Source organism: Hymenobacter sp. YIM 151858-1 (assembly GCF_025979705.1).
Taxonomy (GTDB): Bacteria; Bacteroidota; Bacteroidia; order Cytophagales; family Hymenobacteraceae; genus Solirubrum.
This window is the reverse complement of record NZ_CP110136.1, coordinates 3,363,599-3,388,964: the sequence shown is the minus strand read 5'-3', so window position 1 is coordinate 3,388,964 and position 25,366 is coordinate 3,363,599. Positions and strand designations below refer to the sequence as shown.

Sequence of the window (25,366 nt, the reverse complement as noted above, 5' to 3'; positions counted from 1 at the left end):
GGTGGAAAGTATCAGCAGAAATCAGGACCTGGGCAGATTGTTTTCGAACACAAACTCCTCCAAGGGTTTGCGGCTGCGGGCGGCCAGCTCGCGCGAGCGGAACGGCTCCTCCAATTGCTCGGCCGGCCCGGCATACCCTAGGGCCAGCACGGTTACGGGCTCCAGCTCGTCGGGCAGCTGATACGCCTCGCGCGTTTGGGCCACATCGAACCCGCCCATGGGGTGCCCATGGATGCCCAGCTCGCCGGCTTGCAGCAGCAAGTTGGCGGTGGCCATGCCCGTATCGTGCAGGTAGTGGCGGTTGAGCTGGCCGTTCTGGGCAAAGGCTTTGTGCGCCAGCACCAGCACCAGCACGGCCGCGTTTTTGGCCCACGGCTGGTTGCCGGGCAGCAAGCAGCTCCACAGTTTCTGAAACGCCTCGGTTTGCTCGCGGTGCGCGTACACAAAGCGCCAGGGCTGCTCGTTCATGGCGCTGGGCGCCCACGCCGCGGCCTCAAACAAGGTGCGCAGGGTTTCGTCGTCGATGGGTTGGTTGGAAAACGAACGGGCGCTCCAGCGGTGCTTAATGAAATCGGCTACCGGGTACTTGGTTTGGGCGTGTTTTACGGACATAAGCTCGGCGTGAATCGGAAGGAGAGTACAGCCACGGCCCCGCCTAGGTGGCATGGGCACGGGCTTAGTGAGGCAGCTAAGCCAGCTGCTGCAGCAGGGCCCGCAACTCCTGCTGGGTGCTTTGGGTGCGGTCTTTGGCGTACCAGCCGTGCAACTGCGTGGCAAATTCCTCGAAGGGCAGCTGCTGCTCTTTCAGGCGCTGAAACATTTCCTGCGCCGGGGCCGGGCGCGGGCCCCAGGTGGCCACTTCGGTAAGCGTATCGCCTTGCAGCACAATGAGCTTCGGGATGGAACGCCCGCCGTTGGTGAGGTAGCGGTCCATCAGGTCCAGGTTTTCGTCGCGTAGCAAGTAGGCCGATTTCAGCTTCTGGTGGCTGGCGCGCACCACGGCCTCGAACACGGGCACAATCTGGGCGGCGTCGCCGCACCAGCCTTCGGTTAGCACCAGCCACACGTAGCGGCCCTGCAGCCGGTCGAGCTCGGCCTGCAGCTCGGGCTGCACCACCACCGTTTTGTCGATGCGCGACATGCGCTGCTCGTTCAGGCGGGCATACTTCAGCAAGTCCCCCGATTGGTTGGGGCCCGTGGTGCGGCCTTGGGCCAGCAAATCGTCGATGAGTTGGCGGTACGATTCGTAGGTATAGGCGTTGGCGAGGCGCTCGGGCGCCAGCACCGGCGCCGAGGCAGTGCTATTTTCCGACATGGTTTTGGGCTGATAGGGTGAAGGAGCAATAAAAAACCCTTCCTGGGCGGAAGGGTTTTGAAACGCAGGGAGCGGCCCCCTAGGTTACGCGGCTTAGGCCTGGCCGGCCAGCTCGCGGCAATAGGTAATAAAATCGGTGTTGATGGGCTCTAACCCGTTCTGGCGCAAATCGGTAGCTACTTGCGCGCGGTGGTAGTTGGCGTGCACACACACGTGCGTCAGGATATCCGACACCTGGCTGTCGTAGGCGTTGCCCAGCGAGTTGGCGTAGCTGATCATGCGCGTCATCTCGGCATCGTCGGCATCCTGCATGTATTGGTGCAGCGAGGGCGAGGTTTGCTGGTGCAGCTTGTGCAGGCCTTGCAAATCGTGCTCCTGCCACACCTTCACGGGGCTTTGGGTGCCGGTAAGGCGGGCCAGCCAAATGGCCTGGGCGTTCAGTACGTGGCTAAACAGGCGAAGGGCGCGCTCGGGTAGCGGTTGGCCGTTGGCTACAATGCCATCGAGGTGGCTGAGCAGTTTGCCATTGGCCCACACGTTGTAGGCGCCGAGCTTTTCGATCGTGTTAATCATTGTCAGTAGGTGGTACTAGGTATTCAGTAGTAAGACGGCGCTTCACTGCTGATTACGCAGGTTCTTGATTAGCGTAGCCGTCATGCGCTGAATGGCATTCAGGCGTTGCTCCATTACGTTGTATTGTTGGGAGGTGAGGTAGTTTAAGCGTTGAGCAATGATGAGTTGCGTAGGCACTTCGGAGCAGGAGCCGCTGGCAATGCCCAGGAAATGCACGAATTCCCCGTTTGGTATCCGGCCAGCACCTTCGGCTATGTTCGACGGAATAGAAACGGCGGCGCGGGTTAGCTGACTGCTGAGGTTGAACCTCTCTTCCGGCGGAAATTGCCGTGTGGCCGCGTATACCTGCACTACCAGTTCAATAGCCTCCTGCCACACGCGCAGCTTCCGGAAGTCGTGCATGGGGGTCTGGTACTGGGTAGTTAGTACTGAGTACTCGGCACCAAATACCCTGTACTAACTACCAACTACTTCCTCGGGTCCTGCCACACCAATTGTTCGTTGGTGCGGGTCTTCTCAAAATCGGGGCAGCGGCCGTCGCCGCGGCCGGTAATGCCGCCATCGGGGCTGCACAAAACGTTGCCTTTGGCATCGTAGAGCGTGGTAAACTGGTCGCAGCAGGGTGCCGATTCGTAGTACACCGTCTGGCCGTTGTACTGGTAGCTCAGGATGCGGATGGGCGGGTTCTCGGGCTTGGCTGCCAGGTACTTGCTGATTTTGTTGTCCAGCCACGTGGGGCGGTTGCGCTTGTCGAAGGGAATCTGACCGCCGTCGGGCACGGGAATGGTGGTTGGCGTGGTAGTAGGTGCGGGCGTCGAGGCGTTGCCCGTGGCCCTGGGCTCCGAGGTATCGGTGGGCGTGGTCAGGTCGACGCGGCGGGCGCACGAGCCGCTCAGCAGCACGGCACCTAGGGCAAAAGCAGCAATACAGCGCATAGGCTTTTTCGAGGGAAGGCGGCAAATCTACAACTTGCCCCGGCGTTGCCAGACGGGCTTACGTACTTTTCCCTTACGCAATCAGCGCCGCCATGGCTACTCCCGATTCCGACCGCCGCCTGAGCAAGTTTCTGTCGTTGGTGCTGCGCCACCAGCCGCAGCTTATCGGCCTCCGGCTCGATGACGCCGGCTGGGCCGATGTAGCAGAACTGCTGGAGCGCTTGCAGCAGCACGGTCGTGGCGTCAGTCGGGCTACCCTACAAGCCGTGGTGGACCACAACGACAAGCAGCGTTTTGCCTTCAGCCCCGATGGGCAGCGCATTCGGGCCAACCAAGGCCATTCCGTTGCCATCGAGCTAGGTTATCAGCCGCAAATGCCACCCGCGCTGCTGTACCACGGCACGGCCGAGCGCAACCTGGCCAGCATTCGGGAGCACGGCCTGCTCCGGCAAAAGCGCCACCACGTGCATCTTTCGGCTGATGTGGCTACCGCCCGCAGCGTGGGCCAGCGCTACGGCCGGCCCGTGGTACTGGCCATTGCCGCCAGGCAGATGCACGACCTAGGGCACCCGTTCTATCAATCCGGAAACGGCGTGTGGCTGACGGATAGCGTACCGCCGCAGTTTATCCTAGGTGCCGCCGAGTAGCTACAGCAGCGGCAGCAGCTTGGCCCATAGCGGCGGGCCAAACACCAGCAAACCCACCACCACCGCGGCCACCGAGGCCAACAGCACGGCGCCCGCGGCAACGTCTTTGGCGCGGCCGGCCAGCACATGAAACTCGGGCGACACCAAATCGACGATGCTTTCCACGGCGGTGTTCAACAGCTCGGCCGTCCAGACGGCGCCAATGGCCAGCGCCAGCAAGGCCCAGTCGTACCTAGGCACTTGCAGCCACGCACCTAGGGCAACGGCTGCCACCGTGGCCAGGGCATGAAAGCGAAGGTGCGGTTCCGATTTCAGCGCTTCGCCAATGCCCTGCAAGGCGTAGCCAAACGAGGCTACCTCGTGGCGCCAACGGCGGCGGGGCCGGCTTGGGGGCTTAGCCACGGCCGTCGTACTCGCGAAATACCGACTGGCGCAGCTTATCCCACTCCGAGCGCAAGATGCTGAAATACACCGAGTCGCGGCGCGAGCCATCGGGCAGGGCCATGTGGCTGCGCAATATGCCCTCCTGTACGGCTCCCATGCGCCGCATGGCTTCCTGCGACTGGTGGTTGCGTAGGTCGGTTTTCAGCTCTACCCGTTCGCAGCCCAGCTCGCCAAAGGCGTACTTCAGCAGCAAGTGCTTGGCCGCCCGGTTTACGCCCGTGCGCTGAAACTCCTTACCCAGCCACGTCCACCCGATTTCGAGGCGGCCATCGGGCATGGCAAAGCTGCCGTAGCTGGTGCTGCCCGCCAGGCGCCCGGTTTCCAGGTCGATGATGGCGAAGGGGTAGCGCTTGCCTTGTTGCCGGTCCTTCAGCGTTTGCGCCAGGTAGGCGGCCAGGGCCATGTTGTCGCGCGGCGCCGATATGGTTTGGTAGCGCCAGATATCGGCGTCGAAGGCAATCTGCTTTAGCGCATCGAAGTCCGAGGCTTCGAGCGGCCGCAGCCGTACGCGGCTATTCTCGAGCGTGATGCAACGCGAACAATCCATGGGCAGGAGCAATCAGGAGGATGCGAGTTGCCGGCGGCCTGCAGCAACGCTAGGTGAGAATACAAAGAAACGAGCTTGGGCAAGAAAAAACGGACCTCACCGCAGCAAGGTCCGTTTGGGGGTAGCTATTAGCTGACAGCTGTTAGCTATCAGGCTTTTTGGCTTAGGGCTGATGCCTGTAAGCTAACAGCTAACAGCCAAAAGCTAACAGCTCCATTAAGCTACCGTGCCTTCTTGCAGGCGCTCGGCGCTTTCGGCAATGCGCAGCTGCTCCACGAAGTCGTCGATGTTGCCATCCATCACCGATACCAGGTTGTACACCGTGTAGCCGATGCGGTGGTCGGTAACGCGGCCTTGCGGGTAATTGTAGGTGCGGATTTTATCCGAACGGTCGCCGCCGCCGATCATGCTCTTGCGCTGGGCGCCTTCGGCTTCGTTCTTCTTGGCCAGCTCCATTTCGTACACGCGCGAGCGAAGTACCTGCAGGGCCTTGTCGAAGTTCTTCATCTGCGACTTCTGGTCCTGGCACTGGGCCACCAGGCCGGTGGGCAAGTGCGTGAGGCGCACGGCCGAGTACGTGGTGTTTACCGACTGACCACCGGGGCCCGAGGCGCAGAACAAGTCCTTGCGGATGTCGTTCATGTTCAGCTCGATGTCGAACTCCTCAGCCTCGGGCAGCACCACAATAGACGCTACCGAGGTATGGATGCGGCCCTGGGTTTCGGTGGCCGGCACGCGCTGCACGCGGTGCACGCCCGATTCGAACTTCAGCTTGCCGTACACGTCTTCGCCGCGCACCGCCACAATAATTTCTTTGTAGCCGCCCGCGGTGCCTTCCATCGCGTCGATGAGCTCCATCTTCCAGCCCTGCTTTTCGGCAAAGCGCATGTACATGCGCTGCAAGTCGCCGGCAAACAGCGCGGCTTCGTCGCCGCCGGCCCCGGCCCGGATTTCCATGATGACGTCCTTGGAATCGTTCGGATCCTTCGGAATCAGCAGGTCTTTGATGACGGCTTCGAGGCGTTCCTGCTCGGGCAGCAGCATATCCAGCTCCTCTTTTGCCATCTGGCGGAAGTCCTGGTCCTTCTCCGTGGCAATTACTTCGCGGGCGCCTTCGATGTTCGAGAGTACGCTCTGGTAAGCTTTGTACTCCGTTACAATCTTGTTGAGGTCTTTGTATTCTTTGTTGAGGGCCTTATAGCGCTTCATGTCGCTCATGACCTCGGGGTCCAGCAGTTGCTGGCTCACGTCGTTGAAGCGCTGGTTGATAGCCTCTAATTTGTCGAGCATCGGTCGTTGGGGTCCGAATTTGGGCGGTACTTTTGCAAAGGTACAAAACCCGTCGGGCCCGGGAGTGGTTCCGGCAGTGTTGTCGTTTTGCTATATGCGCCGAAGCCTATCCCTACTGGCCCTGTTGCCCCTGCTGGCTGCCTGCCGCCCCGACCAGGTTGAGCACCTAGAGAACACCAAGGAAATTGCCCGCGAGGTCGAGAACTTTCAGCCCAAGCGCATCAAGCCCGAGCAATTGCTGCAGGCGGCGCGCTGGGCCTCCGACTCGCTTACCCGCACCGCCGACCGTGGCTGGCGTGCCCAACTTACCGAGCGCCTCAACGCCGGTGGCGTGGCCGCCGCGCATCCCTTTTGCCAGCCCGAGCGCTTACCGGCCGTGTTGGCGCTGGCCCGCGAGCTGGAGGCGCAGCCCCACCGCGAGCTGCTGCCGCCCCGGCCCATTTCCGAGGCCGACTCGCTGCGCGCCCAGCGCCCCGGCCAGGATAAGTTTCTGGTGGAAAGCCCCTTGGTGCTGATGCCCAACGATATGTGCCTGCGCTGCCACGGGCAAGTAGGCACCGATGTAGCCACCGCCGATGCTCAGCTTTTGGCCGATACCTACCCCGGCAAGCAGCTCACGGGCTACGTGGCCGGGCAACTGATCGGCCGCTGGAGCATCCCGATGACGCGCAAGGGCGTGGCCGAGTTCTACACCCAGAAAACCCGCAAAATCCCGAAGCGCCGCCGCTTGTGGTAAGCCGTAGCGCACTGTAGCGCGTGCTTTGGCTACGCCGACCTACGGTTGTAGTCCGCGTCCACAGATAGTAACTTCAATCGTTGCGTGTTGCGCGGTCTGGCGCGATGTAGCGCGGGCTTCAGCCCGCGTTGGCGTGAACGAAATCGTTTGGGCGCTTGCCATTCAACCGTAGTTGTTCCATCAAACGCGGGCTGAAGCCCGCGCTACATCCCTAGGTCAGGAGTTACTAACGGGGAATGCGGACTACTGCGGGCCCAACCTTCCGGCCAGTTTCGCAGTTTGGGCAGGGTATGAATGCTGAAGCTCCCTCCTCTCCGGCTGCTCCGAAGCCCGTAATCATTGTTGGCGGCGGCATGGCCGGCCTTACGTGCGCCTGCTACCTGCACCGCGCCGGCCTGCCGGTGCTGCTGCTCGAAGCCTCCGATGCCGTGGGTGGCCGCGTGCGCACCGACGTCACGCCCGATGGCTTCCGGCTCGACCACGGCTTCCAGATCCTGCTCACCAAATACCCCGAGGTGCAGCGCCTGCTAGACTACGGCGCGCTGCAGCTGAAAACCTTTACCTCCGGGGCCGTTATCCGGCTGCCTTACGGGCAGGAAATTACCCTGCGCAACCCGCTGCGGCAGCCGGTGCGCGGGCTGGCTTCCATTGCGGCTCCCATTGGTACCCTGGCTGATAAACTGCGCCTGGTAAGCCTGGCGCAGCACGTAAGCCGGCGCAGCAACGAGGAGCTGCTGGCGCGCCCCTCCACCGATACGCTCACGTTTTTGCGGCGCTACGGCTGGAGCGAGCAAATCATCGAATCCTTCTTCCGGCCGTTTTTCGGGGGCGTGTACCTTGATCGGGAACTGACCACGGCCAGCAACTTCTTCGAGTTCGTGTTCAAGCAGTTTGTGGAGGGCGACGCCGCCCTGCCCGCCCGCGGCATCCAGGAAATACCCAGGCAACTGGCCGCCCGGCTCCCGGCCGAAAGCGTGGTGCTGCACGCCCGCGTAGCCGCCCTCGACGGCGGACCTAGGGTGCAGCTCACCGACGGCCGCAGCTACGAAGGCAGCGCCGTGGTGTTGGCCACCAATGGCCCCGCCCTGCGCAAGCTGGTACCTGCCCTAGGTGCCCACGAGCCCACCAAAGCGCGCCGCACCACCTGTACGTACTTTGCCGCCGAAGGCCGCTCGCCTGGCCGCGCCGACGGCCTGCTGCGCCTGAACGCTGCCCCCAACCCGTTGGCGCAAAACGTGGCATTCCTGAGCGATGTGGCGCAGGAGTACGCCCCGGTAGGGCAAACATTGGTGTCGGTGAGTACGCACGGCCACCACGGCCTCGCCGACGACGACCTGGCCCACCGCCTGCGCGAGGAGCTGATGGCGTGGTTTGGCCCGGCTGCCGGCAAGTGGCGGCGCCTAGGTACCTACCACCTCGAGCAGGCCCTGCCCGCGTACGAAGCCGGGCAGCCGGCGCGCCAGCCGCTGCAGCTGGCCGAGGGCCTGTACCGTTGCGGCGACTGGGCCTCGTACCCCTCGCTGAACGGCGCTATGGCAACCGGCCGCGAGGTGGCCGAAGTCATTATTGCGCAGCGGCAAGGCTAGGCCTTAGGTGCAACGGCGCTGATCGGCACCTAGTCAGCGGGCAAGCGGCCTAGCCGGTTTGGGGTGGGTTGCGTACTTACTGCACATCCACCTCTTGCCGTATTTTATGCTTGGTGTCGTGACGGAGTTCGAACGCGCACTGGATTTGCTGTATAACAAGCTGCTGGTTTGGTTTCGGCAGCTGGTTGTAATGCTGCCCAACCTGCTGATAGCCGCGCTGCTGCTGGCGCTTACCTTTCTGGTTGCCCGCCTTGTGCAGCGCGCCACCCAACGGCTGTTGCCCAGGTTTTCGGCCAGCGCTACGCTCAACAGCCTCACAGGCACGCTGGCCTACATGGCCACGCTGCTGGTAGGCGTGTTTTTCGTGCTGGAGGTGCTCAACCTGCAGAAAACCGTAACCTCGCTGCTGGCCGGCGTGGGTATTCTGGGTTTGGCCCTGGGTTTCGCGTTTCAGGACATAGCGGCCAATTTCATCAGCGGCATCATCATCGCCTTGCAGCGGCCTTTTAATGTGGGCGACGTGGTGGAGTCGAACACGTTTTTCGGGTATGTGGAGCGCATCAGCCTGCGCACCACCGATATCCGCCAAACCACCGGCGAGCTGGTGCGCGTGCCCAACCGCAAGGTGTTCGAGAACCCGCTCATCAACTTCACCGAAAACACCATGCGCCGCATCGACCTCGACTGCATTGTGGCCTACGGCTCCAATCTGCGGCAGGTGCAAACCGTGGTGCGCGAAGCCGTGGCTACCGTGCCGCACGTGATTGAAGGCCGACCCATCGAGGTGATGTTCAGCAGCTTCGCCGACCGCGGCATCACGTTTGAGGTGCGCTTTTGGGTGCCCTACCGCCGGCAGGTCGACTACATCGGGGCGCGCAGCGAGGCCATTCTGCGCATCAACGAAGCCTTCAACGCCCACCGCATCGAAATACCCTTGCCGCGCCAAATGGTGTACATGCAACCCGCCGACGACAACAGCCCCGCGCAACCGGGCGGCCTAGGTACCGCCACGGCTGCGCGGGGCAATGGGCTGGCCTGAGGTAAGCACCGCCCTCGGGTTAGTACACCCAGGGGTACAAATCGGGCGGCACGTGCTCGTCGGCGGAGGTGGGCAGCGGGTGCAGCGCCCTGGTTTCGTCGATGTACAGGAAGGCATCGTAGCGCTCGGGCACTACCGTGGGCACGTAGTTGCCGAACCGTTCGCGCTCGGGCCGGTACACCACGCCAATGGCGCGGTGGTTCAGGTGGTCCATCAGGGCATCGTGGTGGCGCAGCTCGTTGGAGAACAGCAGAGCATTTTGGCCGATGTCGGTGTGCAGCAAGGCTTCCCAGGAGTTGTTGCGCGCTTCGGGCACAGGCATCTTCTCGAAGGGAGCACCCCAACTTTTGCCGGCAATTACCGAGCCCTGGTACGAGCCAAATCCCACGATGAACACGTTTTCGCGGCCGAGCTCCTGGCGGGCCAACTGGCCTACGTTCACCATGCCATCGGCCACCATATCGGTGTAGCGGGCGTCACCTACGTGGGTGTTGTGTTCCCACACAATGGCTTTGCTATCGGGGCCGTGCAAATCGAGCAGGCGCTGCAGGGTTTCCATCATATGGTGGTCGCGCACGTTCCACGACGAGCCCCCGCCGCGCAGCATGGCTTTGTAGTAGCGTTCGGCATTTACGGCTACCAAGGCGTTCTGCTCGGTGGCAAAGTCCATTTCCTTTTCCAGGCCGTCGGTGCCGGTGGTGGGCGTGCGGCGTTGCAGGGCGCGCAGCATCGTCAGCACTTCGTCTTCGCAGTCTTCGCTCACAAAGGCCACGGCTTCGGCGTACTCCTGCGGGTCGGCGCTGTACGGCTCAAAGCACTTGTAAGCGCGTTGGGCGGCTTGGGCTGCGGCCTCGCCCTTGCGGCCGGCGTACTGCATAATCTGCTCCAACGATTCCCACAACGAGTACACATCGAGCCCGTAAAAGCCCGCCTTTTTGCCCGTGGGCCGCTGCGCATTGTGCTGGCGCAGCCAATCCACCAAGTGCGCAATTTCCCAGTTGCCCCACATCCAGGTGGGCCAGCGGTTAAAAGTTTGCAGCAGCTTGGCGCTGGGTTGGCCATCGGGTTGTTGCTTCACGGCCAGGTTCACCTCGAAGCAGTCGGGCCAGTCGCCCTCCACGGCGATGAAATTGAAGCCTTTCTCCTGAATCAGGCGCTTGCTCAGGGCTGCGCGCCAGGTGTAGTACTCGTGGGTGCCGTGCGAGGCCTCGCCCAGCAGCACCACGCGCGCATCGCCAATGGCCTCAATAAGTGGGTCGAGGTCGGCGGCGGAGCGCAGCGGATGATGCGGAATGCTTGTTTTCATGGCCAGCTTAGGGGGAAGGATGAAAAACGGAGCGCCGCCACCAACTGCTCCCTGGGTTGTAGGGAGGCAGCTGGTGGCGGCGCGGCAATAGGTATACGGGCTAGGGCTTACTTGTGTGCCTTGTCGAGGTTTTTTCCTAGGTCTTCAACTTTGCGCAGGAAGTCGTCAACGTCAACGTCGGCGTAGGTGCCGAAGGCGTTCGAGATGGTGCCGCGTACGCCGTCGTTGGTTTCAATAGCATACAGAATCGACATATCATCGGGGTTGCTTTCGCCCTCGAAACGGTAAAAATCGACGATGGTCACTTCATCGGGACCATACGACTTGTTGTTGTCGGAGCCGATAACGCACAAACGACCGTCTTGCACGTTGAAATCGGAGGTAAAGCCGTCTTCGGTCAGCTTGCGTTCGACGTTGACAAGGGCGCGTTCTTCTTCTTTGTCTTGCATAGCGCAGGGGGTGCTTGGTGTGGATGGATTGAGAGAAGGAACACGAAGCGGCCGGAAACACGCCGCCCCGCCCGGGCTATACGCAGCCATGGGCGGGGCGGGTTATATGCCAGAAGCGAAATGCTTGACTAGGCGGGTTGTTGCTTTTGCTGCTGAGCTTTTTCGATGGTGCGCTGCAGGGCATCGACGTTGATGGTGCCGCACGCGCCGCCGCAGCCTTTGGGGCAGGCGCCCTCCGCTTTGGCAAACAAGCTCTGCCACAGGCGGCGCCCCACGTAAAAGGCAGCACCTAGAAAAAGCGCCAGAATGATGAGTTCCTGAATCAGCATAACGCCTGCAAAACTAGCGAGATGGGTAAAAAGTTGCGCGTTAACATTCCCTCCTCGGCTGCGGAGGGAATGTTGCTGCTTTAGCAGCGACGGGAGTGGTTGCGTCGTTGCTGATGTTGTTTCCCTAGGGAGTTACTGCCTTCACGTCAGCAACGATTATCAACCACCCCAGCGGCGAGTAAACTCGTCGCGTCCCCTCCTCAGCTGAGGAGAGGAGTCTGTTATTCTTCTAGGCTACTGCCAGTGCTCGGCTATTACCTCCTGCATTTCGCGGTGTACGTGGCCGTTGGTAGCCAGAATCTCGCGGTTAAAAATTGGGTCTCCATCAATCAGAAATTGCGTTACCTGCCCGCCGGCTTCGCGCACGAGCAAAATGCCGGCGGCTACATCGTAGGAGTTGATGTTGAACTCAAAATAGCCCTCGAAGCGTCCAGCCGCCACCCACGCCAAATCGACGGCCGCCGAGCCCACGCGGCGTACGCCGTTGGTGCGGCGCATAAACTCCTTGAGGATGGGCAAGTAGGTATCGATGCGGTTGAAGTTGCTGTACGGGAAGCCCGTGGCCACCAACGAATGGTTCAGATCGGGCGCCGATGACACCCGAATGGGCGTATCGTTGCAGAAGGCGCCGCCGCCCCGCACCGCCCGGAAGCATTCGTCGAGGTTTACTTCGTATACCACGCCAACGGCCAGCTCCTGGCCGTGCAGCAGCGCGATGCTTACGGAGTAGCACGGCAAGCCGTGGATGAAATTGGTGGTGCCATCGAGCGGATCGATAATCCAGGTGAACTCCTGGCGGGTGGCTTCGCCGGCGGTGCCTTCTTCGGTGATAAAGCCGGCTTCGGGCAGCAGCTCGCGCAACCCAGCCACTACCATCCGTTCCGATTCCTCATCCACGTACGATACCAGGTTGTGCACGCCCTTGTTCTCCACGCGGCCACGGTCGAAGTTGGCCGCTTCCTGGCGGATGAACTGACCCGCACGGCGGGCTACATCGGCTACTTGCAGGCTGAGTTGGTTGAAATCGGGAGTCATGGAATATGGAACAAGTTGAACGAAACTCCCCTCCTCAGATGAGGAGGGGTGCCCGAAGGGCGGGGTGGTTGATGGTTGTGCGAACGATACCACCTAGGGCGTCATGCTGAGCGCAGCCGAAGCATCTCTCCCGCTTCGTTGAGGTTGGTGTCTGGCGAAGCGGTAGAGATGCTTCGACTGCGCTCAGCATGACGTTCATGTTAGTGGTTTTACTATCCGACGCGGGGTCAACCACCCCAGCGTCAGCCTGTAGCTGCCGCATTCCCTCCTCATCCAAGGAGGGGAGCTTGTCGTGCTTACTTCACAAAGCGCCGAACCACCACAAAGGCCAGCAGCAGCACGGCCACGGCCTGCACGGCATGGCCCAACAGCTCGCCGTGGCGGGTGTAAAAGGTAAGCTCGTCGTTGAGGTGCACGGTGTAGCGGCTCACGGCGGGCACCCACCAGCCGGTTTGCTGCACAATGTCGCCGCGCTGGTTGATGAAGCCCGAAATGCCGGTGTTGGCCGAGCGGGCAATGTCGCGGCGGGTTTCGATGGCGCGCAGGCGGCCGTAGGTAAGGTGCTGCTTGTAGCCGGGCGAGTCGCTCCACCAGCCGTCGTTGGTGATGATGCCGATGAGTGTGGCCCCGCGGCGCACGTACTCGCTCACGTAATCGGAGTACACCGATTCGTAGCAGATTACCGGCGCTACGCGCAGCGAGCTATCTGTAGCGGGGCTGAACGAGCGGAACACCGTGCGGTACTCCTGCGAGCCGTACGAGCCCACTACGCCGCCCAGGTCGATAGTACCTAGGGCTGAGTTGAGCCAGCCGGGCACCTTCTCCACGCCGGGCACTAGCTTCGATTTGTGGTACACCTGCAGTGGCCCGGTGGGGCTGCTCACGTGCAGGGCCGCATTGAACACGTCGTAGTAGCCTAGGTCGTCGCGGAAGCGGGCCGTGGGGCTAGCTACTTCCTTGGAGGCATATGAGCTGACGGAGGTGATGCCGGTAATCAAGCGTAAGCCCGGGTGCGCCGCCACGAGGCGTTGCACCCGTTGCACATCGGCCTGCTGGGCCAGCTGGTTTTCCCAGTGGGTTTCTTCCAGCGCGGTTTCGGGCCAGAGTACCAGCTTGGTTTGCGGCGTCAGGGCCGATTCGGTGAGCGACACCAGGCGCTGCAGCTGCTGATCGGCCGGAATGTAGTTGGCGCCGCCAGCAAACTTCTCCTGAAACGGATCGATGTTGGGCTGCACCACCACCACCTCGGCTGCGGGGCCTTTCTCCTGCCAGCGGGCATCAATGGCAAACGACACCAGCAGCGGCACCACCAACGCGGCAAAAGCTGCGAGCCAGGGCTTCCACCGCAAACCCAGTACCCTAGGTGCCGCAAGCTCCTGGCGCCCAAACAGCACCCAGAACACCGCCAGGTTGGCCAGCAGCACCCACAAGGAGCCGCCCAGCTGGCCGGTGTACTCGTACCACTGCACCCAGCCGGGCACCATAGCAAAGCCGTTGCCGAGCGTCAGCCAGGGCCACGAGAGGTCCCAGGTAAGGTGCAGCTGCTCGAAGGCCAGCCAGTACACCACAAACCCCAGGTAGCCCAGCGCCGGGCCCAGCCGGCGCCGCGTGTGCCAGAAGGCCAGCAGCGGCAGGCTTTGCAGCGCCGCGTTCAGGATGTTGGCCGCAATGCCGCCGCCCAGGGTGCTGTAGGCCACCCAGTAGGTGGTGAGCACATTCCAGAGCAGCAGAAACACATAGCTAAGCCACCAAAAGCGGCCGGTGCGGGCGCCTTGCGTGCGGAGCACCTGCTCGAGGCGCAGCAGCGGCACCAAGCCAACGAGCAACAGCAGCGGGGCGGGTGCCGGATGCACGGGCCAGCCCGCCCACAGCAACAAAGGCCCTAGCAGAACCAGCAGCCAGGGTTTATTCGCGAAGTCCTTGAACGACAATGACAATTTCTCCTTTAATAGCCGGACGCGCGCCAAACACCCGGGCCAGGTTGGCCAGCGTGTCGGTCACGGTCTCTTCGTACAACTTGGTTAGTTCGCGGCTTACCGAGGCGGGCCGCTCGGGGCCGAATACCTCGGCCAGCTGCTCGAGCGTTTTCACCACGCGGTGCGGCGACTCGTAGAAGATCAACGTTCGACGCTCCTCGGCAAGTTCGCGCAAGCGGGTTTGGCGCCCTTTTTTTACGGGCAAAAATCCTTCGAACGTAAACCGCTCGGCCCCGAAACCCGATTTCAGCAGCGCGGGCACAAACGCCGTGGCCCCGGGCAAGCACTCCACTTTCAGGCCCTTGGCCAGGCACTCGCGCACCAGCAAAAAGCCAGGGTCGGAGATGCCCGGCGTGCCGGCATCCGATACCAAGGCCATTCGCTCGCCTTTTTCGAGGCGCTCGAGCAGGCCCGCTACTACTTTGTGCTCGTTGTGCAGGTGGTAGCTCTGCATGGGCTTTTTCAGCCCTAGGTGCTGCAGCAGGCGGCCGCTGGTGCGGGTGTCTTCGGCCAGCACCACGTCCACCTCGCCCAGCACCCGAATGGCCCGGAGGGTGATATCCTCGAGGTTGCCAATGGGCGTGGGCACGATGGTAAGCGCGGCGGGTTCGGGCGTGTTGTCTTGCATGGGCCGGCAAAGCTAAACCACGGATTAAACGGATTTTTCGGATTGCGCGGATTTTGCGCCGATTTGCCGGCTAGCGGCCCGGTACGGAGCGTCGGCACGGCCTCCGCGAACCTCAGCGTTTCTTCTGCGGACCTCTGCAGGAACCTTCGCCTGCCCGAAATCAGCTGCCAACTACCTCGCCGCCGTACTCGGCCGCAATCTTGTCGATGGCCTCGGCCAAACGGTGGTCGCGCTTCGATACGGTGTTGCCCGCGTCGTGGGTGCGCAGCCGAAACTCCACGGTATTCCACTCGTTGGCCCACCACGGGTGGTGGTCCTGGTGTTCGGCTTCTTCGGCCACGTCGGTCATGAAGCTAAACGCCGTTTGAAAATCTTTGAAGCGGAAGGTGCAGCGCAGCGAGTTGTCTACTTCGGTCCACATAACGGTTGAGGCGGTCGGTAAAAGGGTGTGCAAGCCCGTGGGCCTTGCCAACATACACAGCTTCGGCCGAACGGCAACCCAAACCGGCCCGCCGCAGTAAACCTCCGCAAGAACCTTCTCTTCCAAAACACCGCACCTACTCCCATGGCTATAGATCCGAAAAACCGGCCGATCCGGGAAATACCGAACGATACGACCGAAGAAGAACTGAACGCGGGACACATCATTCCGGGTGCCGATCCGCCCAAAAACGAAAACGCCCGCGGCGGCTTCGGCAACCGCGACGGCAAGCAGGGCTTCGGCACTGATTCGTCGGATGGCATGACCTCGGTTTCCGTCAACGAAGACGCCGACAAGCCCGGCCACCCCGCCGACAACATGCGCTCCGACGACGAAGGCCGCCCCGTTATCCCCAACGAGGACATGCCCACGCCCGACATGCTCGACCCGCGCCGCCTGCCCGACCCGCTCAGCGAAACCGAAGGCGACACCCTGCGGGCCCGCAACGCCGACGAAGACCTGACCGACGAAGACGATTTTGACAGCGTAGACCGCCGCAACGATGCCGGCGAAGACGAATCCGGCTCCGACAACGATGCCTCGGGCAACAACGCCCGCCGCGGCGCGGCCATCGATTACAACATGAAGGCCGAAGACGCCCGCCCCGATACCAACGCCGACCTCACCGACCCCGACGCGCAGGAGTCGGGCATTGCCAAAGGGTTCTAACTCCCTGGCAGTGCCGGGCTACTGAGAACCTAGGAGTATCACGTTTAAACCTCAGAAGTCATGCCTTACAAGAGCAATAACACCAACAAGCAATCGAAAGAAAACCACGGCGACCCCGCAGGCGAAGGCCAGCCCCGCGCCGTAGGCCAATTGCCCGTTACCAACCGCGACGACGAAACCGAGGAGCGTTTGGAGCAGCTGGCCAAAGATGCGCCGCAAGCGCACCCCAACCGCAACCTCAACAAACCCGACCTGGATAAGCCCAGCTACGGCGGCGGCCACTAGCCGCCGGCCGAACGCACGGAGCCCCGGCCTTTTCGAGAAAAGGCCGGGGCTCCGTGCGTTCGGCCGGCGAGAAGGAAGAAGGAGGGATGATGAAGGAAGATGTAAAAACAAGTGAGCCGGCATACGTACTGCCCTGCGTGCACCTGCCGTGGCTGCCGGGGCGCTTGGGCACCTAGGCGCTTGGTTTATTATCCATTTTTCGTGTGCCTACCGCCACCTCATCCTTCCTCATTCTACCTTCTTCCTTACCCAAATGCGTTACGCTACCACCGATGTTCACGGCTGCCTGCGCACCTTGCGCCACTTGGTTGAGGAGCGCATCGGCCTCAGTACCTCCGACGAGCTGTACCTGCTGGGCGACTACGTAAACAAAGGCCCCGACAGCCGCGGCGTGCTCGATTACCTGATGGAGCTGCAGCGCACGGGCTACCAGGTGCAGTGCCTGCTCGGCAACCACGACGAGGAACTGCTAAAGGCTGCCCGCGAAGCGCGGCCCCTGGCGCCGTGGGCCGCGGGCCCCAAGCCCGACCAACTAACCCTAGGTAGTTTTGGCGTAACGCAGCCCCAGCACATTCAGGAGCCTTACTTGCAGTGGCTTGAGGCGCTGCCGCTTACCTTGGAGCTGCCCGATTTTGTGCTGGTGCACGCCGGCTTCGACTTTCGGCTGCCGCCCGAACGCATGCGCACCGATAGACACAGCATGCTCAACATCAAGAACTTCACCTTCGACGCCTCGCGGCTGCAGGGCAAGCGCCTGCTCCACGGCCACACCCCCACGCCCCGGCGCGAGCTGCGGCGCCGCGTAAAGCAGCGGGCCGGCGCCATCGGGCTCGATACCGGCTGCGTGTACCGCCACAACCCCGAGCTGCGGCACCTTTCGGCCCTGAACCTCGATACCTGGGAGCTGCTCAGCCAGGAGAACCTGGAAGTGCCTTACCCTATCGGGTTGCGGTAAAACTTATTGCCTTGCTGATAACGCAAGACTCTGCCAGGCCGCGTGTTACAGGCCGGCCTCGCGCAAGGCGCGCTGGGCCATGTTGCGGTGCGGCTGGGGGCCGGTTTCGGCGGCGCGCTGCAGGGCTTTTTGGGCCTGCGGCAGCTCCTGCTGCTGCCAGTGCGCCAGCCCTAGGTAAAACGTGGCCCGGCCGGCCATGGGGGAGTTGGGCATCTGGCTAACCCGCTGAAAGTAGCTTTCGGCTTGCTGGGGCTGCTCTTGGCGCAGCAGCAGCAAGCCGTTGTAAAACAAGAAGGTATCCTGACCTAGGGAGCCCGCCGGCAAGCGGCGCAGCGAGTGCAGCGCAGCCGGGTAACGCCCGCTGCGGTAGAGGTTCATGCTTTGCTCGAGCAGCGGGCGGCCTTCCGTAACGGCAGCGGGCAGGCCGGGCTCCTGCACATCAAAATCAGCCCAGGCCTTGCTTGGCGAGCTGCGCTTGGGCCAAAACACCACCAGGCAGCCGATAAGCACTGCCAGCGCCGCCGCCACTACCCCCAGGCGCACCCGTTGGCGGCGCTGCCGCCGGCTAATGCGCTGCTGCGCGGCCATGCGTTGCGCCACCCGCCGGTCCAGCGACTCGAGGCGGAGGCGCAGGGTTTCGCGGCCGGCGGCCCAGCGCAAATCGGCGGCGTACTGCTCGTAGGCCAGGCACGCCTGGCGCAATTCCCCGTCGAGCATCATCTGGGCATCGAACTCGTCTTGTTCGGCGGCCGTCATCAGGCCATCGGCCGAGCGCTCTACCTCCGTGAGGTGGGGCAGCAACTCGGCGGTGCCCACAGCGCCCTGCCGCTGCAGGGCTTCGTAGAGTTTGCGCAGCGCGTCGGATTTCTGGCGGCGGGCCACGTTGGCGTTGGGGTAGCCAAGCTTTACGGCCAGCGTTTCGAAGTTGGAGCCGTGGAAATAAAACTGCTGCAGCACCAGCTGGCTGTCGTAGGGTAGCTGGCGCATGGTGCGCAGCACCAGCACGCGGCGGTCGGCTTCGGAAGCGGGCAGGGGCAATTCGGCCGACAGCGCCGTGTTCGTTACGGTCGCTGTCAGGATTTGCCGCGCTACGCCGTAAAGGTGGGCGCGCAAATCGGTGGGCCAGCGGCTGAGGCGTCCGTCGTTGGCCTGGTCGTAGAACTCAAGCAGCACCTCGCGCAGCACCGCGTGCGCCGGCTCGGCCGTGGTGCCAAACTGGCGCCGGGCCCAGCGGCTAAAAATATCGCGCTGCTGCTCGTAAAAATCGGTGAGCGGCGTGAGGGTACCGGTACGCAACCGGGCAAGCTGTTCCGACAGAAAGTAACTCACGGGGCAAAAGGCTTCAAGCAGCAAGTAACAACAACGAACGGCAAGTAAGGCCTGTTGCTGCCGGTTCCGGGAAAACTCCGCATAACCTAGGCTACCTGCCCTAACGGCCGGGCTTGGCTTTGGTTGGCCCCCGGGCCCGAAAACCCGCCCCGGCACCTAGGCCAAGTAGTTGGGCGCAAGCCGGGGCCACGGTTGTTCGTCGGTAAGAAGCCGCGCCTTACCTTTGAAGAATGGAAACCACGACCCGCACTCTCGCTCCCGATACCGTTGTATTCGACCTGATTCGCCGCGAACAAGAGCGGCAGATGCACGGGCTGGAGCTTATCGCCTCCGAAAACTTCGTTTCGGAGCAGGTAATGCAAGCCCAGGGCTCCATCCTGACGAACAAATACGCCGAGGGCCTGCCCGGCAAGCGCTACTACGGCGGCTGCGAAATCGTCGATCAGATCGAGCAACTGGCCATCGACCGCGTAAAAGAGCTGTTTGGCGTGGAGTGGGCCAACGTGCAGCCCCACTCGGGCGCGCAGGCCAACGCCGCCGTTATGCTGGGCATTCTGAAGCCCGGCGACAAAATTCTGGGTTTCGACCTCTCGCACGGCGGCCACCTCACGCACGGCTCGCCGGTAAACTTCTCGGGCAAGCTCTACCAGCCTTCGTTCTACGGCGTGGAGCCCGAAACCGGCCTCATCGACTGGGAAAAAGTAAAGGAAACCGCCCGCCGCGAGCAGCCCAAGCTCATCATCTGCGGGGCCTCGGCCTACTCGCGCGACTGGAATTACCAAGCCCTGCGCGAAGCCGCCGACGAGGTAGGCGCCTTGCTGCTGGCTGATATTTCGCACCCCTCGGGTCTCATTGCCAAGGGTTTGCTGAACTCGCCCTTCGAGCATTGCCACATCGTAACCACCACCACGCACAAAACCCTGCGCGGCCCGCGCGGCGGCCTCATCATGCTGGGCCGCGACTTCGAGAACCCCCTAGGTCTGAAAACCCCGAAGGGCGAAATCCGCTCGATGTCGTCGGTGCTCGACGGGGCGGTGTTCCCCGGCACGCAGGGCGGCCCCTTGGAGCACGTAATCGGTGCCAAAGCCGTTGCCTTCGGCGAAGCCCTCAGCGACGCCTACGGCGAGTACGCGCAGCAGGTAATCCGCAACGCGCAGGCCCTGGCCAACGCTTTTACCGAGCGCGGCTACCAGATTATTTCGGGCGGTACCGATAACCACCTGATGCTGATTGACCTGCGCAGCAAAGGCCTGACGGGCAAGCTGGCCGAGAACACGCTCATCAAGGCCGACATCACCATCAACAAAAACATGGTGCCCTTCGACGACAAGTCGCCGTTCGTTACCTCGGGCATGCGCATCGGCTCGGCTGCCGTAACTACCCGCGGCCTGCGCGAAGCCGACATGGCCCGCATCGTCGACTTTATCGATCAGGTGCTGATGAACCACGACAACGACACCCGCATCGGCCAGGTGCGCCAGCAGGTAAACGCCATGATGCGCGACCTGCCGCTCTTTTCAGTTTAAGAGTATAGGAGTTTGGGAGTTTAAGAGTTGGGTGCGAATCCGGCTCAGCAACTGAACGCGTAGTTACCGTGTGGCCCATTTCGGTTTGGTCAAACTCCTAAACTCATTACCTCAAAAACTCACCAACTCTTTGCAGTCTCCGACCCAAAAATTTCAGCAAAACCGTGCGGCCGCCGAAGGGGGCGAGATGTCCTTCATCGACCACCTGGAGGCGCTCCGCTGGCACATTATTCGTGCGGCTATTGCGGTACTGGTGTTTGCGCTTGCGGCCTTTCTGGCCAAGGATTTTCTTTTTCACGATCTGATCCTGGGCCCGTCGCGCTCCGATTTCTGGACGTACCGCATGTTCTGCAAGCTGGGGCAAATGCTTAATGCCCCAGCCTTGTGTATGGACAAGGTGGGTTTCGTGATTCAGAACCGCCAGATGAGCGGCCAGTTGACCATGCACATCAGCACCTCGTTTATCGTCGGGTTGGTGCTGGGCTTTCCGTACCTGTTCTGGGAGCTGTGGCGCTTTATCAGCCCCGGCCTGTACCCCCACGAGCGGGCCAACTCGCGCGGGGCGGTGTTCTTCGTTTCCATCCTGTTCATCTTCGGGTTGTTGTTCGGCTACTTTATTGCCGCGCCCATGAGCATCAACTTCCTGGCCGGCTACGTGCTCGATCCGACGGTGGAAAACCAGTTCGACCTGCAGAGCTACCTCTCCACGCTCACCACCATGACGCTGTCGTGCGCCTTCGTGTTCGAGCTGCCGATGGTGGTGTTCTTCCTGGCCAAAGCCGGACTGATTACGCCCGAAATCATGCGCCTCTACCGCAAGCACGCTATTGTGGTAATTCTGGTAATAGCGGCCATAATCACCCCGCCCGATGTGTCGTCGCAGATTATCGTGACGCTGCCCATTCTGCTGCTTTACGAGCTCAGCATCAACATTGCCCGCGTGGTGCGCCGCAAAGATGTGGACCGCCTGAATGCCCAGCTGGCCGAAAACCACGGCCAGGTGTAACTACCAGAAAGAGCGGGCCGCAACCCGCTCTTTTGCTTTACTACCAACTAACTAACCTAGGTGCCGCCCAGCGGCATCAAACCCTGATACCTGCATGAACAAGCAACTAGCTATCGGCTCCGACCACGCCGGCTTTGCCTACAAAGAAATGCTGAAGCCCTGGCTGGAGCAGCAAGGCTACGAGGTGCGCGACTTCGGCGCGCACTCCACCGACTCGGCCGATTACCCCGACTTTGCGCACCCGCTGGCGGCTGCCGTAGCCGCCGGCGAGCTGCCCCAGGGCATCCTGATCTGCGGCTCGGCCAACGGGGTGTGCATCACGGCCAACAAGCACCAGGGCGTGCGCGCGGCCATTGCCTGGCTGCCCGAGCTGGCCTCGCTGGCGCGCCAGCACAACAACGCCAACGTGCTGTGCCTGCCCGCCCGTTTCGTAAGCGAAGAGCAGGCCCGCGCAATTGCCGCCGAGTTTCTGAACACCGCTTTTGAGGGCGGCCGTCACCAAAACCGCGTGGGGAAGATTGAGTGTTAAGAGTTTATGAGTTGACGAGTTTGTGAGTTAATGAGGTGACAGGTAACACGTGACACGTCATCTGTCATTCCGAGCAGCAGCGAGGAATCTGGGGTTCGGCGCCACCTAGGGCCGGGCCCGGGTTTCTCGCTTTTTCGTTTGGCAGAAGCTTCCGCCAGACTTTCGAAACCCCAAAATCACAACCCAGTACGCTCCTAACTCCTAACTCCTAACTCCTAACTCCTAACTCCTAACTCCTAACTCCTAACTCCTAACCTCTAACCTGTCACCTGCCACCCGCTAACCGATAAACCCTAGGTGTACCGGTAGGCTGGTAGCGGCCAAAAATGGTGGGCAGCTTGTAACGTAGCTCGGGCAGCAGGCCTACTTCATCGATGAGGTAGGGCGGGGGAGAGGCCAGGTTGTTGGCCAGCCTGAAAATGGCGCTGTACTGATTCAGATAGCCGAAATCACGCTGCGCCAGGCGCCAGTCGATGTAGGGGCTGCCCGCCGAGTTTTCGACGTACACTCCCCGGCTCGGGCCCAGTACCAGCACGCTCTGGCCCCGCACAGCGGCGTAGCGCTTATCGGGGCGGGCGGCGTACTGGGCTTCGCTGGGTAGGTGCAGCACTTGCTCCAGGCCCAGCACCGTGCGGTAGCGCACCACCGCCACGGCGCCCACCAGCACCAGAAACATGGTTTCGGCCACCCACAGGCGCTGCGTGCGTTGCCACAAAAACAATCCGAAGTACGCAACCGGCGGCAAGGCCACGGCCAGTATGCCCGGCGCCTTTACGCGCAGCACCGCCCCCAGCACCAGGGCCACGGCCAGCCACACCAGCATCAGCTGCTGAAACTTCACCTGAAATACCAGACCTAGGGAGGAAGTGAAAGTGCGGGCCAGCGCTGCCAGCAGCACGATGCCGGGCAAAATGGCCAGCCCCAGTTGCAGGCCGCGGGGCAGGGCGTCGGCCATGGCAGCACCCGTAAACATGGGCACAAAATGAAACTGCTGAAAGCTCGCCAGCGAGTTGGTATAGAGGAAGAAGGTAGCCGTAACGGCGTAGGGAAAAGCAAAGCCGCAGAGCAGCAGCAAAAAGCTGCGGAACGAGTTGGCCGCGAAGCTGATAACCGCAAACAGCCCCACCACCAGCAACCACGCCAGCGGCAGGTAGCACAGCGCCGCCAGCCCCAGCAGAAAGCCCGCCCTGAAAAGGCGGCTGCTGTCGTACCCCTCGCGCGAAGTGGGCAGCAGGGCGCTTAGCGAGAATACCACAAAAGTTTGGCCCATCAGCAAAGGCGAAAGCACGTCGAGGTCGGTGGTAACGCTGGCGAGCAGGGCATAGGTGAGGGCCGCCAGGTAGCCACGCTCGGGGTGCACGTTGTAGCGGTTGAACACCACACTCAGCCGAATGGCCTGCACCACCACCAGCCCTAGGGCCGCAACGCGGTAGAGCACCCAGGAGCGGGGCAAGGCCACATCGAGCAGGCCGTAAAAAACGGCGGCCAGCGGGGCCGTGTGGTCGTACAAGTCGCGGTAGAGTACGGCGCCGGCGTGCAGCCGCTCGCCCAGCAGCCAGCCGCGCAGCTCGGCCATCGAGAGGGGTACTTCGCCCAGCCACAGCAGGGGCAACCGCAGACCTAGGGCCAGCAGCACCAGCAGCACGAGGCGCGAGGGGAGCGTACTTCGGAAAAACTGAAGCAAGTTATCGGGGTCTTGGAAGCCAGGAGTCGTGGGGGCTTGGCCAACGGCTGGCCCCGCCCGTTCAAAGGTAGCGGGCGGCCCTGCAAAGTTTGGTGCTGCCGGCGGCCGCCGCCTGCGCCGTAGCCCCGTAGGCAGGAAGTCAGAAACCGGCGGGCCTAGGTGCCCGGCTTCGCGCCCTGGCCGGGCAGGCTCTTAACTCTTAGCCTCCCAACCTCCTTAACTCTTAAACTCCTTTTACCTTTGCACATTCTATGGAAAGCAAACGACAGCAGAAATTCGCCAGCCTACTCACGAAAGAGCTGGCCGAAGTGTTCCGGCGCGATTTGCCGCACTTGTTCGCCGGCACCCTGCCGCCCAGCATCACGGCTGTGCGCGTAAGCCCCGACCTAGGCGTGGCGCGCATTTACCTCAGCGTGCTGCTGGCCTCCGATCCGCAGAGCCAGGTGGCCGCCGTGCAGGAGCACACCAAGGAGGTGCGCCACGCGTTGGCCAAGCGCGTGCGCAACCAATTGCGCGTCATCCCCGACCTCCAGTTTTTCCTCGACGACTCGGCCGCGTACGCTACGCACATGGATAAGGTCCTGTCCGATCTGAACATTCCGCCCACGCCCAAGGAAGACGAAGACGACAAACCCCAGCGCCCGCGCCTCTTTGCCGATGAATAGATGCCCGGATGAGTAGATGAGCGGATGGCAGTGGCCGCCGCTCGTGTATTCATTCCCATCTGATCGTCTGCTCATTTACCCATCCGCTCATCCACTCATCCTCCCTTGCATTACGACCCGATTAAGCGGACGCTTGGCAACGTGTTCAACCGCACGCCTTGGCTCCGCCGGCTGTTTTACAACCTGCTCGATTTGCTGCTGCTGCGTACCTGGCACGTGCACCGCGAGCTGCGCCAGTGGGCCCAAAACCGCCGCGACCAGGCCATCAACATCATCGATGCCGGGGCCGGCTATGGCCAGTACACCTACTGGTTGTCGGGCATGAGCCCGAAGTGGCAGATTCTGGCCGTCGATGTCAAGGACGAGCAGGTAAACGACTCCAACAACTTCTTTCGGCAGATCGGGCGCCCCAACGTGCAGTTTGCCGTGCAAGACCTGGTGCTGTACCGGGAACCCAACACCTTCGATCTGGCCCTGGCCATTGATGTGATGGAGCACATCCTGGAAGACGTGGAGGTGATGACCAACCTGCACACGTCGCTCAAGGACGGCGGCATGCTCATCATCAGCACGCCCTCCGACCAAGGCGGCTCCGACGTGCACGGCGCCGACGACGCCAGCTTTATCGAGGAGCACGTGCGCGACGGCTACAACATCGACGAAATTCAGCAGAAGCTGCGCAAAGCCGGCTTCGACCGCATCGAGGCCAAATACAGCTACGGCATTCCGGGCCAGATTTCGTGGCGCTTGTCGATGAAGTACCCCATTCTGCTGCTGGGTGCCTCCAAGCTGTTTTTCGTGCTGCTGCCTTTTTACTATCTCGTTACCTTTCCGCTCTGCCTGCTGCTGAACTGGCTGGATACCACCTCCCGCCACGATTCGGGCACGGGCCTGATTGTGAAAGCCTGGAAATAAATTTAGTTAGTGAGTTAAAAGGTTGTGAGTTAACGAGTTATTTATGCTTCGGCCGTTATGAACAACTTTGAGTTTGCCGAGCAGTTCAAAGCCCGCACCAAAGCGTTTGCCCTGCGCGTAATCCGGCTGTACAAGGTGTTGCCTACCTCGGCCGTGGAGCAGGTGGTGGGCAAGCAGCTGCTGCGGGCAGCTACCTCCACGGCGGCCAATTACCGGGCCGCTTGCCGGGCGCGCTCGGCCAAGGAGTTTGTGGCCAAAGTAGGCGTAGCTTTGGAGGAGGCCGACGAGTCGTTGTTTTGGCTCGAACTACTTGCCGAAGCAGAATTGCTGCCCGCCGAGCGCTTGAAAGAATTGCAGCAGGAAGCCCACGAAATTGTGTCCGTTCTTGCCAAAATTCGTAAAAGCGCCCATGCTACTGCCGAGCGTAAAGGGGGTGCCACGCCCACCGAAAACGCTTTAACTCCCAAACTCGCTAACTCCTAAACTA

General features: G+C 61.9%; 30 protein-coding genes. 13 read left to right on the top strand and 17 right to left on the bottom strand.

The window, feature by feature from the left end; genetic code table 11:
* Positions 1-21: 21 nt before the first annotated feature.
* The 5 genes from OIS50_RS15040 to OIS50_RS15020 all read right to left on the bottom strand — a co-directional run bounded on the left by OIS50_RS15040 (position 22) and on the right by OIS50_RS15020 (position 2,823).
* The gene (locus OIS50_RS15040) at positions 22-612 is read right to left on the bottom strand and encodes a nitroreductase family protein (protein WP_264691457.1); all 591 of its coding nucleotides are present in this window, start codon (positions 610-612) and stop codon (positions 22-24) included.
* Between the two features lie 76 nt (positions 613-688).
* Entirely contained in the window at positions 689-1,315 is a 627-nt protein-coding gene (locus OIS50_RS15035) for a thioredoxin family protein (protein ID WP_264691456.1), read from the bottom strand.
* A 93-nt stretch (positions 1,316-1,408) separates the two neighbouring features.
* A complete protein-coding gene (locus tag OIS50_RS15030; protein ID WP_264691455.1) occupies positions 1,409-1,888 on the bottom strand; it encodes a DinB family protein in 480 nt (159 codons plus the stop codon).
* A gap of 42 nt (positions 1,889-1,930) precedes the next feature.
* Complete coding sequence (locus OIS50_RS15025) at positions 1,931-2,290, bottom strand: four helix bundle protein (protein WP_264691454.1); 360 nt, start codon at positions 2,288-2,290, stop codon at positions 1,931-1,933.
* A gap of 65 nt (positions 2,291-2,355) precedes the next feature.
* Positions 2,356-2,823 carry a DUF6970 domain-containing protein gene (locus OIS50_RS15020; protein ID WP_264691453.1) on the bottom strand — a complete coding sequence of 156 codons (468 nt, stop codon included), beginning with the start codon at positions 2,821-2,823 and terminating at the stop codon, positions 2,356-2,358.
* 92 nt (positions 2,824-2,915) lie between these two features.
* Here OIS50_RS15020 and OIS50_RS15015 point away from each other — a divergent pair, with 92 nt between their 5' ends.
* A complete protein-coding gene (locus OIS50_RS15015; protein WP_264691452.1) occupies positions 2,916-3,470 on the top strand; it encodes an RNA 2'-phosphotransferase in 555 nt (184 codons plus the stop codon).
* On the opposite strand, the gene OIS50_RS15010 is transcribed toward OIS50_RS15015, so the two are convergent.
* From OIS50_RS15010 to prfA, 3 genes are all read right to left on the bottom strand, one after another.
* Complete coding sequence (locus tag OIS50_RS15010) at positions 3,471-3,872, bottom strand: diacylglycerol kinase family protein (RefSeq protein ID WP_264691451.1); 402 nt, start codon at positions 3,870-3,872, stop codon at positions 3,471-3,473.
* Entirely contained in the window at positions 3,865-4,461 is a 597-nt protein-coding gene (locus tag OIS50_RS15005; RefSeq protein WP_264691450.1) for a GNAT family N-acetyltransferase, read from the bottom strand. Before OIS50_RS15005 ends, OIS50_RS15010 begins: the two co-directional genes overlap by 8 nt.
* A 216-nt stretch (positions 4,462-4,677) precedes the next feature.
* Positions 4,678-5,751: a peptide chain release factor 1 gene (gene prfA / locus OIS50_RS15000; RefSeq protein WP_264691449.1), complete on the bottom strand. Its 1,074-nt coding sequence runs from the start codon at positions 5,749-5,751 to the stop codon at positions 4,678-4,680.
* Positions 5,752-5,845: 94 nt separating this feature from the next.
* Here prfA and OIS50_RS14995 point away from each other — a divergent pair, with 94 nt between their 5' ends.
* The 3 genes from OIS50_RS14995 to OIS50_RS14985 all read left to right on the top strand — a co-directional run bounded on the left by OIS50_RS14995 (position 5,846) and on the right by OIS50_RS14985 (position 9,112).
* Positions 5,846-6,487, top strand: a complete 642-nt coding sequence (locus OIS50_RS14995; RefSeq protein WP_264691448.1) for a c-type heme family protein — start codon at positions 5,846-5,848, stop codon at positions 6,485-6,487.
* Positions 6,488-6,777: 290 nt separating this feature from the next.
* Positions 6,778-8,073, top strand: coding sequence for an NAD(P)/FAD-dependent oxidoreductase (locus OIS50_RS14990; protein ID WP_264691447.1), 1,296 nt, complete (start codon positions 6,778-6,780; stop codon positions 8,071-8,073).
* 106 nt (positions 8,074-8,179) lie between these two features.
* Positions 8,180-9,112 (top strand): mechanosensitive ion channel family protein, encoded by a 933-nt coding sequence (locus OIS50_RS14985; RefSeq protein ID WP_264691446.1) that lies wholly within the window; start codon positions 8,180-8,182, stop codon positions 9,110-9,112.
* Between the two features lie 19 nt (positions 9,113-9,131).
* Here the strand turns inward: OIS50_RS14985 and OIS50_RS14980 are convergent, their stop codons facing one another.
* From OIS50_RS14980 to OIS50_RS14950, 7 genes are all read right to left on the bottom strand, one after another.
* Entirely contained in the window at positions 9,132-10,418 is a 1,287-nt protein-coding gene (locus OIS50_RS14980; protein WP_264691445.1) for an erythromycin esterase family protein, read from the bottom strand.
* 107 nt (positions 10,419-10,525) lie between these two features.
* Complete coding sequence (locus tag OIS50_RS14975; protein ID WP_264691444.1) at positions 10,526-10,867, bottom strand: hypothetical protein; 342 nt, start codon at positions 10,865-10,867, stop codon at positions 10,526-10,528.
* A gap of 128 nt (positions 10,868-10,995) precedes the next feature.
* A complete protein-coding gene (locus tag OIS50_RS14970) occupies positions 10,996-11,196 on the bottom strand; it encodes a FeoB-associated Cys-rich membrane protein (RefSeq protein WP_264691443.1) in 201 nt (66 codons plus the stop codon).
* 234 nt (positions 11,197-11,430) lie between these two features.
* Entirely contained in the window at positions 11,431-12,231 is an 801-nt protein-coding gene (locus tag OIS50_RS14965) for an inositol monophosphatase family protein (RefSeq protein WP_264691442.1), read from the bottom strand.
* Between the two features lie 296 nt (positions 12,232-12,527).
* Positions 12,528-14,168 carry an apolipoprotein N-acyltransferase gene (gene lnt / locus OIS50_RS14960; RefSeq protein ID WP_264691441.1) on the bottom strand — a complete coding sequence of 547 codons (1,641 nt, stop codon included), beginning with the start codon at positions 14,166-14,168 and terminating at the stop codon, positions 12,528-12,530.
* Complete coding sequence (gene rsmI / locus OIS50_RS14955) at positions 14,137-14,835, bottom strand: 16S rRNA (cytidine(1402)-2'-O)-methyltransferase (protein ID WP_264691440.1); 699 nt, start codon at positions 14,833-14,835, stop codon at positions 14,137-14,139. Before rsmI ends, lnt begins: the two co-directional genes overlap by 32 nt.
* Before the next feature lie 160 nt (positions 14,836-14,995).
* Positions 14,996-15,256: a 4a-hydroxytetrahydrobiopterin dehydratase gene (locus tag OIS50_RS14950; RefSeq protein WP_264691439.1), complete on the bottom strand. Its 261-nt coding sequence runs from the start codon at positions 15,254-15,256 to the stop codon at positions 14,996-14,998.
* A 144-nt stretch (positions 15,257-15,400) separates the two neighbouring features.
* Here OIS50_RS14950 and OIS50_RS14945 point away from each other — a divergent pair, with 144 nt between their 5' ends.
* The 3 genes from OIS50_RS14945 (at position 15,401) to OIS50_RS14935 (ending at position 17,225) form a co-directional block, all read left to right on the top strand.
* A complete protein-coding gene (locus OIS50_RS14945; protein WP_264691438.1) occupies positions 15,401-15,985 on the top strand; it encodes a hypothetical protein in 585 nt (194 codons plus the stop codon).
* Between the two features lie 60 nt (positions 15,986-16,045).
* Positions 16,046-16,270 (top strand): hypothetical protein, encoded by a 225-nt coding sequence (locus OIS50_RS14940; protein ID WP_059071635.1) that lies wholly within the window; start codon positions 16,046-16,048, stop codon positions 16,268-16,270.
* Positions 16,271-16,523: 253 nt separating this feature from the next.
* A complete protein-coding gene (locus OIS50_RS14935) occupies positions 16,524-17,225 on the top strand; it encodes a metallophosphoesterase family protein (protein ID WP_264691437.1) in 702 nt (233 codons plus the stop codon).
* A gap of 45 nt (positions 17,226-17,270) precedes the next feature.
* Here OIS50_RS14935 and OIS50_RS14930 read toward each other — a convergent pair whose 3' ends face one another.
* Entirely contained in the window at positions 17,271-18,554 is a 1,284-nt protein-coding gene (locus OIS50_RS14930; RefSeq protein WP_264691436.1) for a tetratricopeptide repeat protein, read from the bottom strand.
* A 230-nt stretch (positions 18,555-18,784) separates the two neighbouring features.
* Here OIS50_RS14930 and glyA point away from each other — a divergent pair, with 230 nt between their 5' ends.
* The 3 genes from glyA to rpiB all read left to right on the top strand — a co-directional run bounded on the left by glyA (position 18,785) and on the right by rpiB (position 21,615).
* The gene (glyA, locus tag OIS50_RS14925; RefSeq protein WP_264691435.1) at positions 18,785-20,080 is read left to right on the top strand and encodes a serine hydroxymethyltransferase; all 1,296 of its coding nucleotides are present in this window, start codon (positions 18,785-18,787) and stop codon (positions 20,078-20,080) included.
* A gap of 187 nt (positions 20,081-20,267) precedes the next feature.
* Positions 20,268-21,086 carry a twin-arginine translocase subunit TatC gene (tatC, locus tag OIS50_RS14920; RefSeq protein WP_264694388.1) on the top strand — a complete coding sequence of 273 codons (819 nt, stop codon included), beginning with the start codon at positions 20,268-20,270 and terminating at the stop codon, positions 21,084-21,086.
* A 94-nt stretch (positions 21,087-21,180) separates the two neighbouring features.
* Complete coding sequence (rpiB, locus tag OIS50_RS14915; protein ID WP_264691434.1) at positions 21,181-21,615, top strand: ribose 5-phosphate isomerase B; 435 nt, start codon at positions 21,181-21,183, stop codon at positions 21,613-21,615.
* Positions 21,616-21,880: 265 nt separating this feature from the next.
* On the opposite strand, the gene OIS50_RS14910 is transcribed toward rpiB, so the two are convergent.
* Positions 21,881-23,299, bottom strand: coding sequence for a hypothetical protein (locus OIS50_RS14910; RefSeq protein WP_264691433.1), 1,419 nt, complete (start codon positions 23,297-23,299; stop codon positions 21,881-21,883).
* A 251-nt stretch (positions 23,300-23,550) separates the two neighbouring features.
* Between OIS50_RS14910 and OIS50_RS14905 the strand changes: the two genes are divergently transcribed.
* The 3 genes from OIS50_RS14905 to OIS50_RS14895 all read left to right on the top strand — a co-directional run bounded on the left by OIS50_RS14905 (position 23,551) and on the right by OIS50_RS14895 (position 25,362).
* A complete protein-coding gene (locus tag OIS50_RS14905; RefSeq protein WP_264691432.1) occupies positions 23,551-23,964 on the top strand; it encodes a ribosome-binding factor A in 414 nt (137 codons plus the stop codon).
* A 105-nt stretch (positions 23,965-24,069) separates the two neighbouring features.
* Complete coding sequence (locus OIS50_RS14900; RefSeq protein WP_264691431.1) at positions 24,070-24,879, top strand: class I SAM-dependent methyltransferase; 810 nt, start codon at positions 24,070-24,072, stop codon at positions 24,877-24,879.
* Between the two features lie 57 nt (positions 24,880-24,936).
* On the top strand, positions 24,937-25,362 hold the full coding sequence (locus OIS50_RS14895; protein WP_264691430.1) for a four helix bundle protein: 426 nt from the start codon (positions 24,937-24,939) through the stop codon (positions 25,360-25,362).
* Positions 25,363-25,366 lie beyond the last annotated feature (4 nt).

Coding starts and splice junctions, on each gene's coding strand:
- OIS50_RS15040 (WP_264691457.1), bottom strand. CDS start 612: ATGTCCGTAAAACACGCCCAAACCAAGTACCCGGTAGCCGATTTCATT.
- OIS50_RS15035 (WP_264691456.1), bottom strand. CDS start 1,315: ATGTCGGAAAATAGCACTGCCTCGGCGCCGGTGCTGGCGCCCGAGCGC.
- OIS50_RS15030 (WP_264691455.1), bottom strand. CDS start 1,888: ATGATTAACACGATCGAAAAGCTCGGCGCCTACAACGTGTGGGCCAAT.
- OIS50_RS15025 (WP_264691454.1), bottom strand. CDS start 2,290: ATGCACGACTTCCGGAAGCTGCGCGTGTGGCAGGAGGCTATTGAACTG.
- OIS50_RS15020 (WP_264691453.1), bottom strand. CDS start 2,823: ATGCGCTGTATTGCTGCTTTTGCCCTAGGTGCCGTGCTGCTGAGCGGC.
- OIS50_RS15015 (WP_264691452.1), top strand. CDS start 2,916: ATGGCTACTCCCGATTCCGACCGCCGCCTGAGCAAGTTTCTGTCGTTG.
- OIS50_RS15005 (WP_264691450.1), bottom strand. CDS start 4,461: ATGGATTGTTCGCGTTGCATCACGCTCGAGAATAGCCGCGTACGGCTG.
- prfA (WP_264691449.1), bottom strand. CDS start 5,751: ATGCTCGACAAATTAGAGGCTATCAACCAGCGCTTCAACGACGTGAGC.
- OIS50_RS14995 (WP_264691448.1), top strand. CDS start 5,846: ATGCGCCGAAGCCTATCCCTACTGGCCCTGTTGCCCCTGCTGGCTGCC.
- OIS50_RS14990 (WP_264691447.1), top strand. CDS start 6,778: ATGAATGCTGAAGCTCCCTCCTCTCCGGCTGCTCCGAAGCCCGTAATC.
- OIS50_RS14985 (WP_264691446.1), top strand. CDS start 8,180: ATGCTTGGTGTCGTGACGGAGTTCGAACGCGCACTGGATTTGCTGTAT.
- OIS50_RS14980 (WP_264691445.1), bottom strand. CDS start 10,418: ATGAAAACAAGCATTCCGCATCATCCGCTGCGCTCCGCCGCCGACCTC.
- OIS50_RS14975 (WP_264691444.1), bottom strand. CDS start 10,867: ATGCAAGACAAAGAAGAAGAACGCGCCCTTGTCAACGTCGAACGCAAG.
- OIS50_RS14970 (WP_264691443.1), bottom strand. CDS start 11,196: ATGCTGATTCAGGAACTCATCATTCTGGCGCTTTTTCTAGGTGCTGCC.
- OIS50_RS14965 (WP_264691442.1), bottom strand. CDS start 12,231: ATGACTCCCGATTTCAACCAACTCAGCCTGCAAGTAGCCGATGTAGCC.
- rsmI (WP_264691440.1), bottom strand. CDS start 14,835: ATGCAAGACAACACGCCCGAACCCGCCGCGCTTACCATCGTGCCCACG.
- OIS50_RS14950 (WP_264691439.1), bottom strand. CDS start 15,256: ATGTGGACCGAAGTAGACAACTCGCTGCGCTGCACCTTCCGCTTCAAA.
- OIS50_RS14945 (WP_264691438.1), top strand. CDS start 15,401: ATGGCTATAGATCCGAAAAACCGGCCGATCCGGGAAATACCGAACGAT.
- OIS50_RS14940 (WP_059071635.1), top strand. CDS start 16,046: ATGCCTTACAAGAGCAATAACACCAACAAGCAATCGAAAGAAAACCAC.
- OIS50_RS14935 (WP_264691437.1), top strand. CDS start 16,524: ATGCGTTACGCTACCACCGATGTTCACGGCTGCCTGCGCACCTTGCGC.
- glyA (WP_264691435.1), top strand. CDS start 18,785: ATGGAAACCACGACCCGCACTCTCGCTCCCGATACCGTTGTATTCGAC.
- tatC (WP_264694388.1), top strand. CDS start 20,268: ATGTCCTTCATCGACCACCTGGAGGCGCTCCGCTGGCACATTATTCGT.
- rpiB (WP_264691434.1), top strand. CDS start 21,181: ATGAACAAGCAACTAGCTATCGGCTCCGACCACGCCGGCTTTGCCTAC.
- OIS50_RS14905 (WP_264691432.1), top strand. CDS start 23,551: ATGGAAAGCAAACGACAGCAGAAATTCGCCAGCCTACTCACGAAAGAG.
- OIS50_RS14895 (WP_264691430.1), top strand. CDS start 24,937: ATGAACAACTTTGAGTTTGCCGAGCAGTTCAAAGCCCGCACCAAAGCG.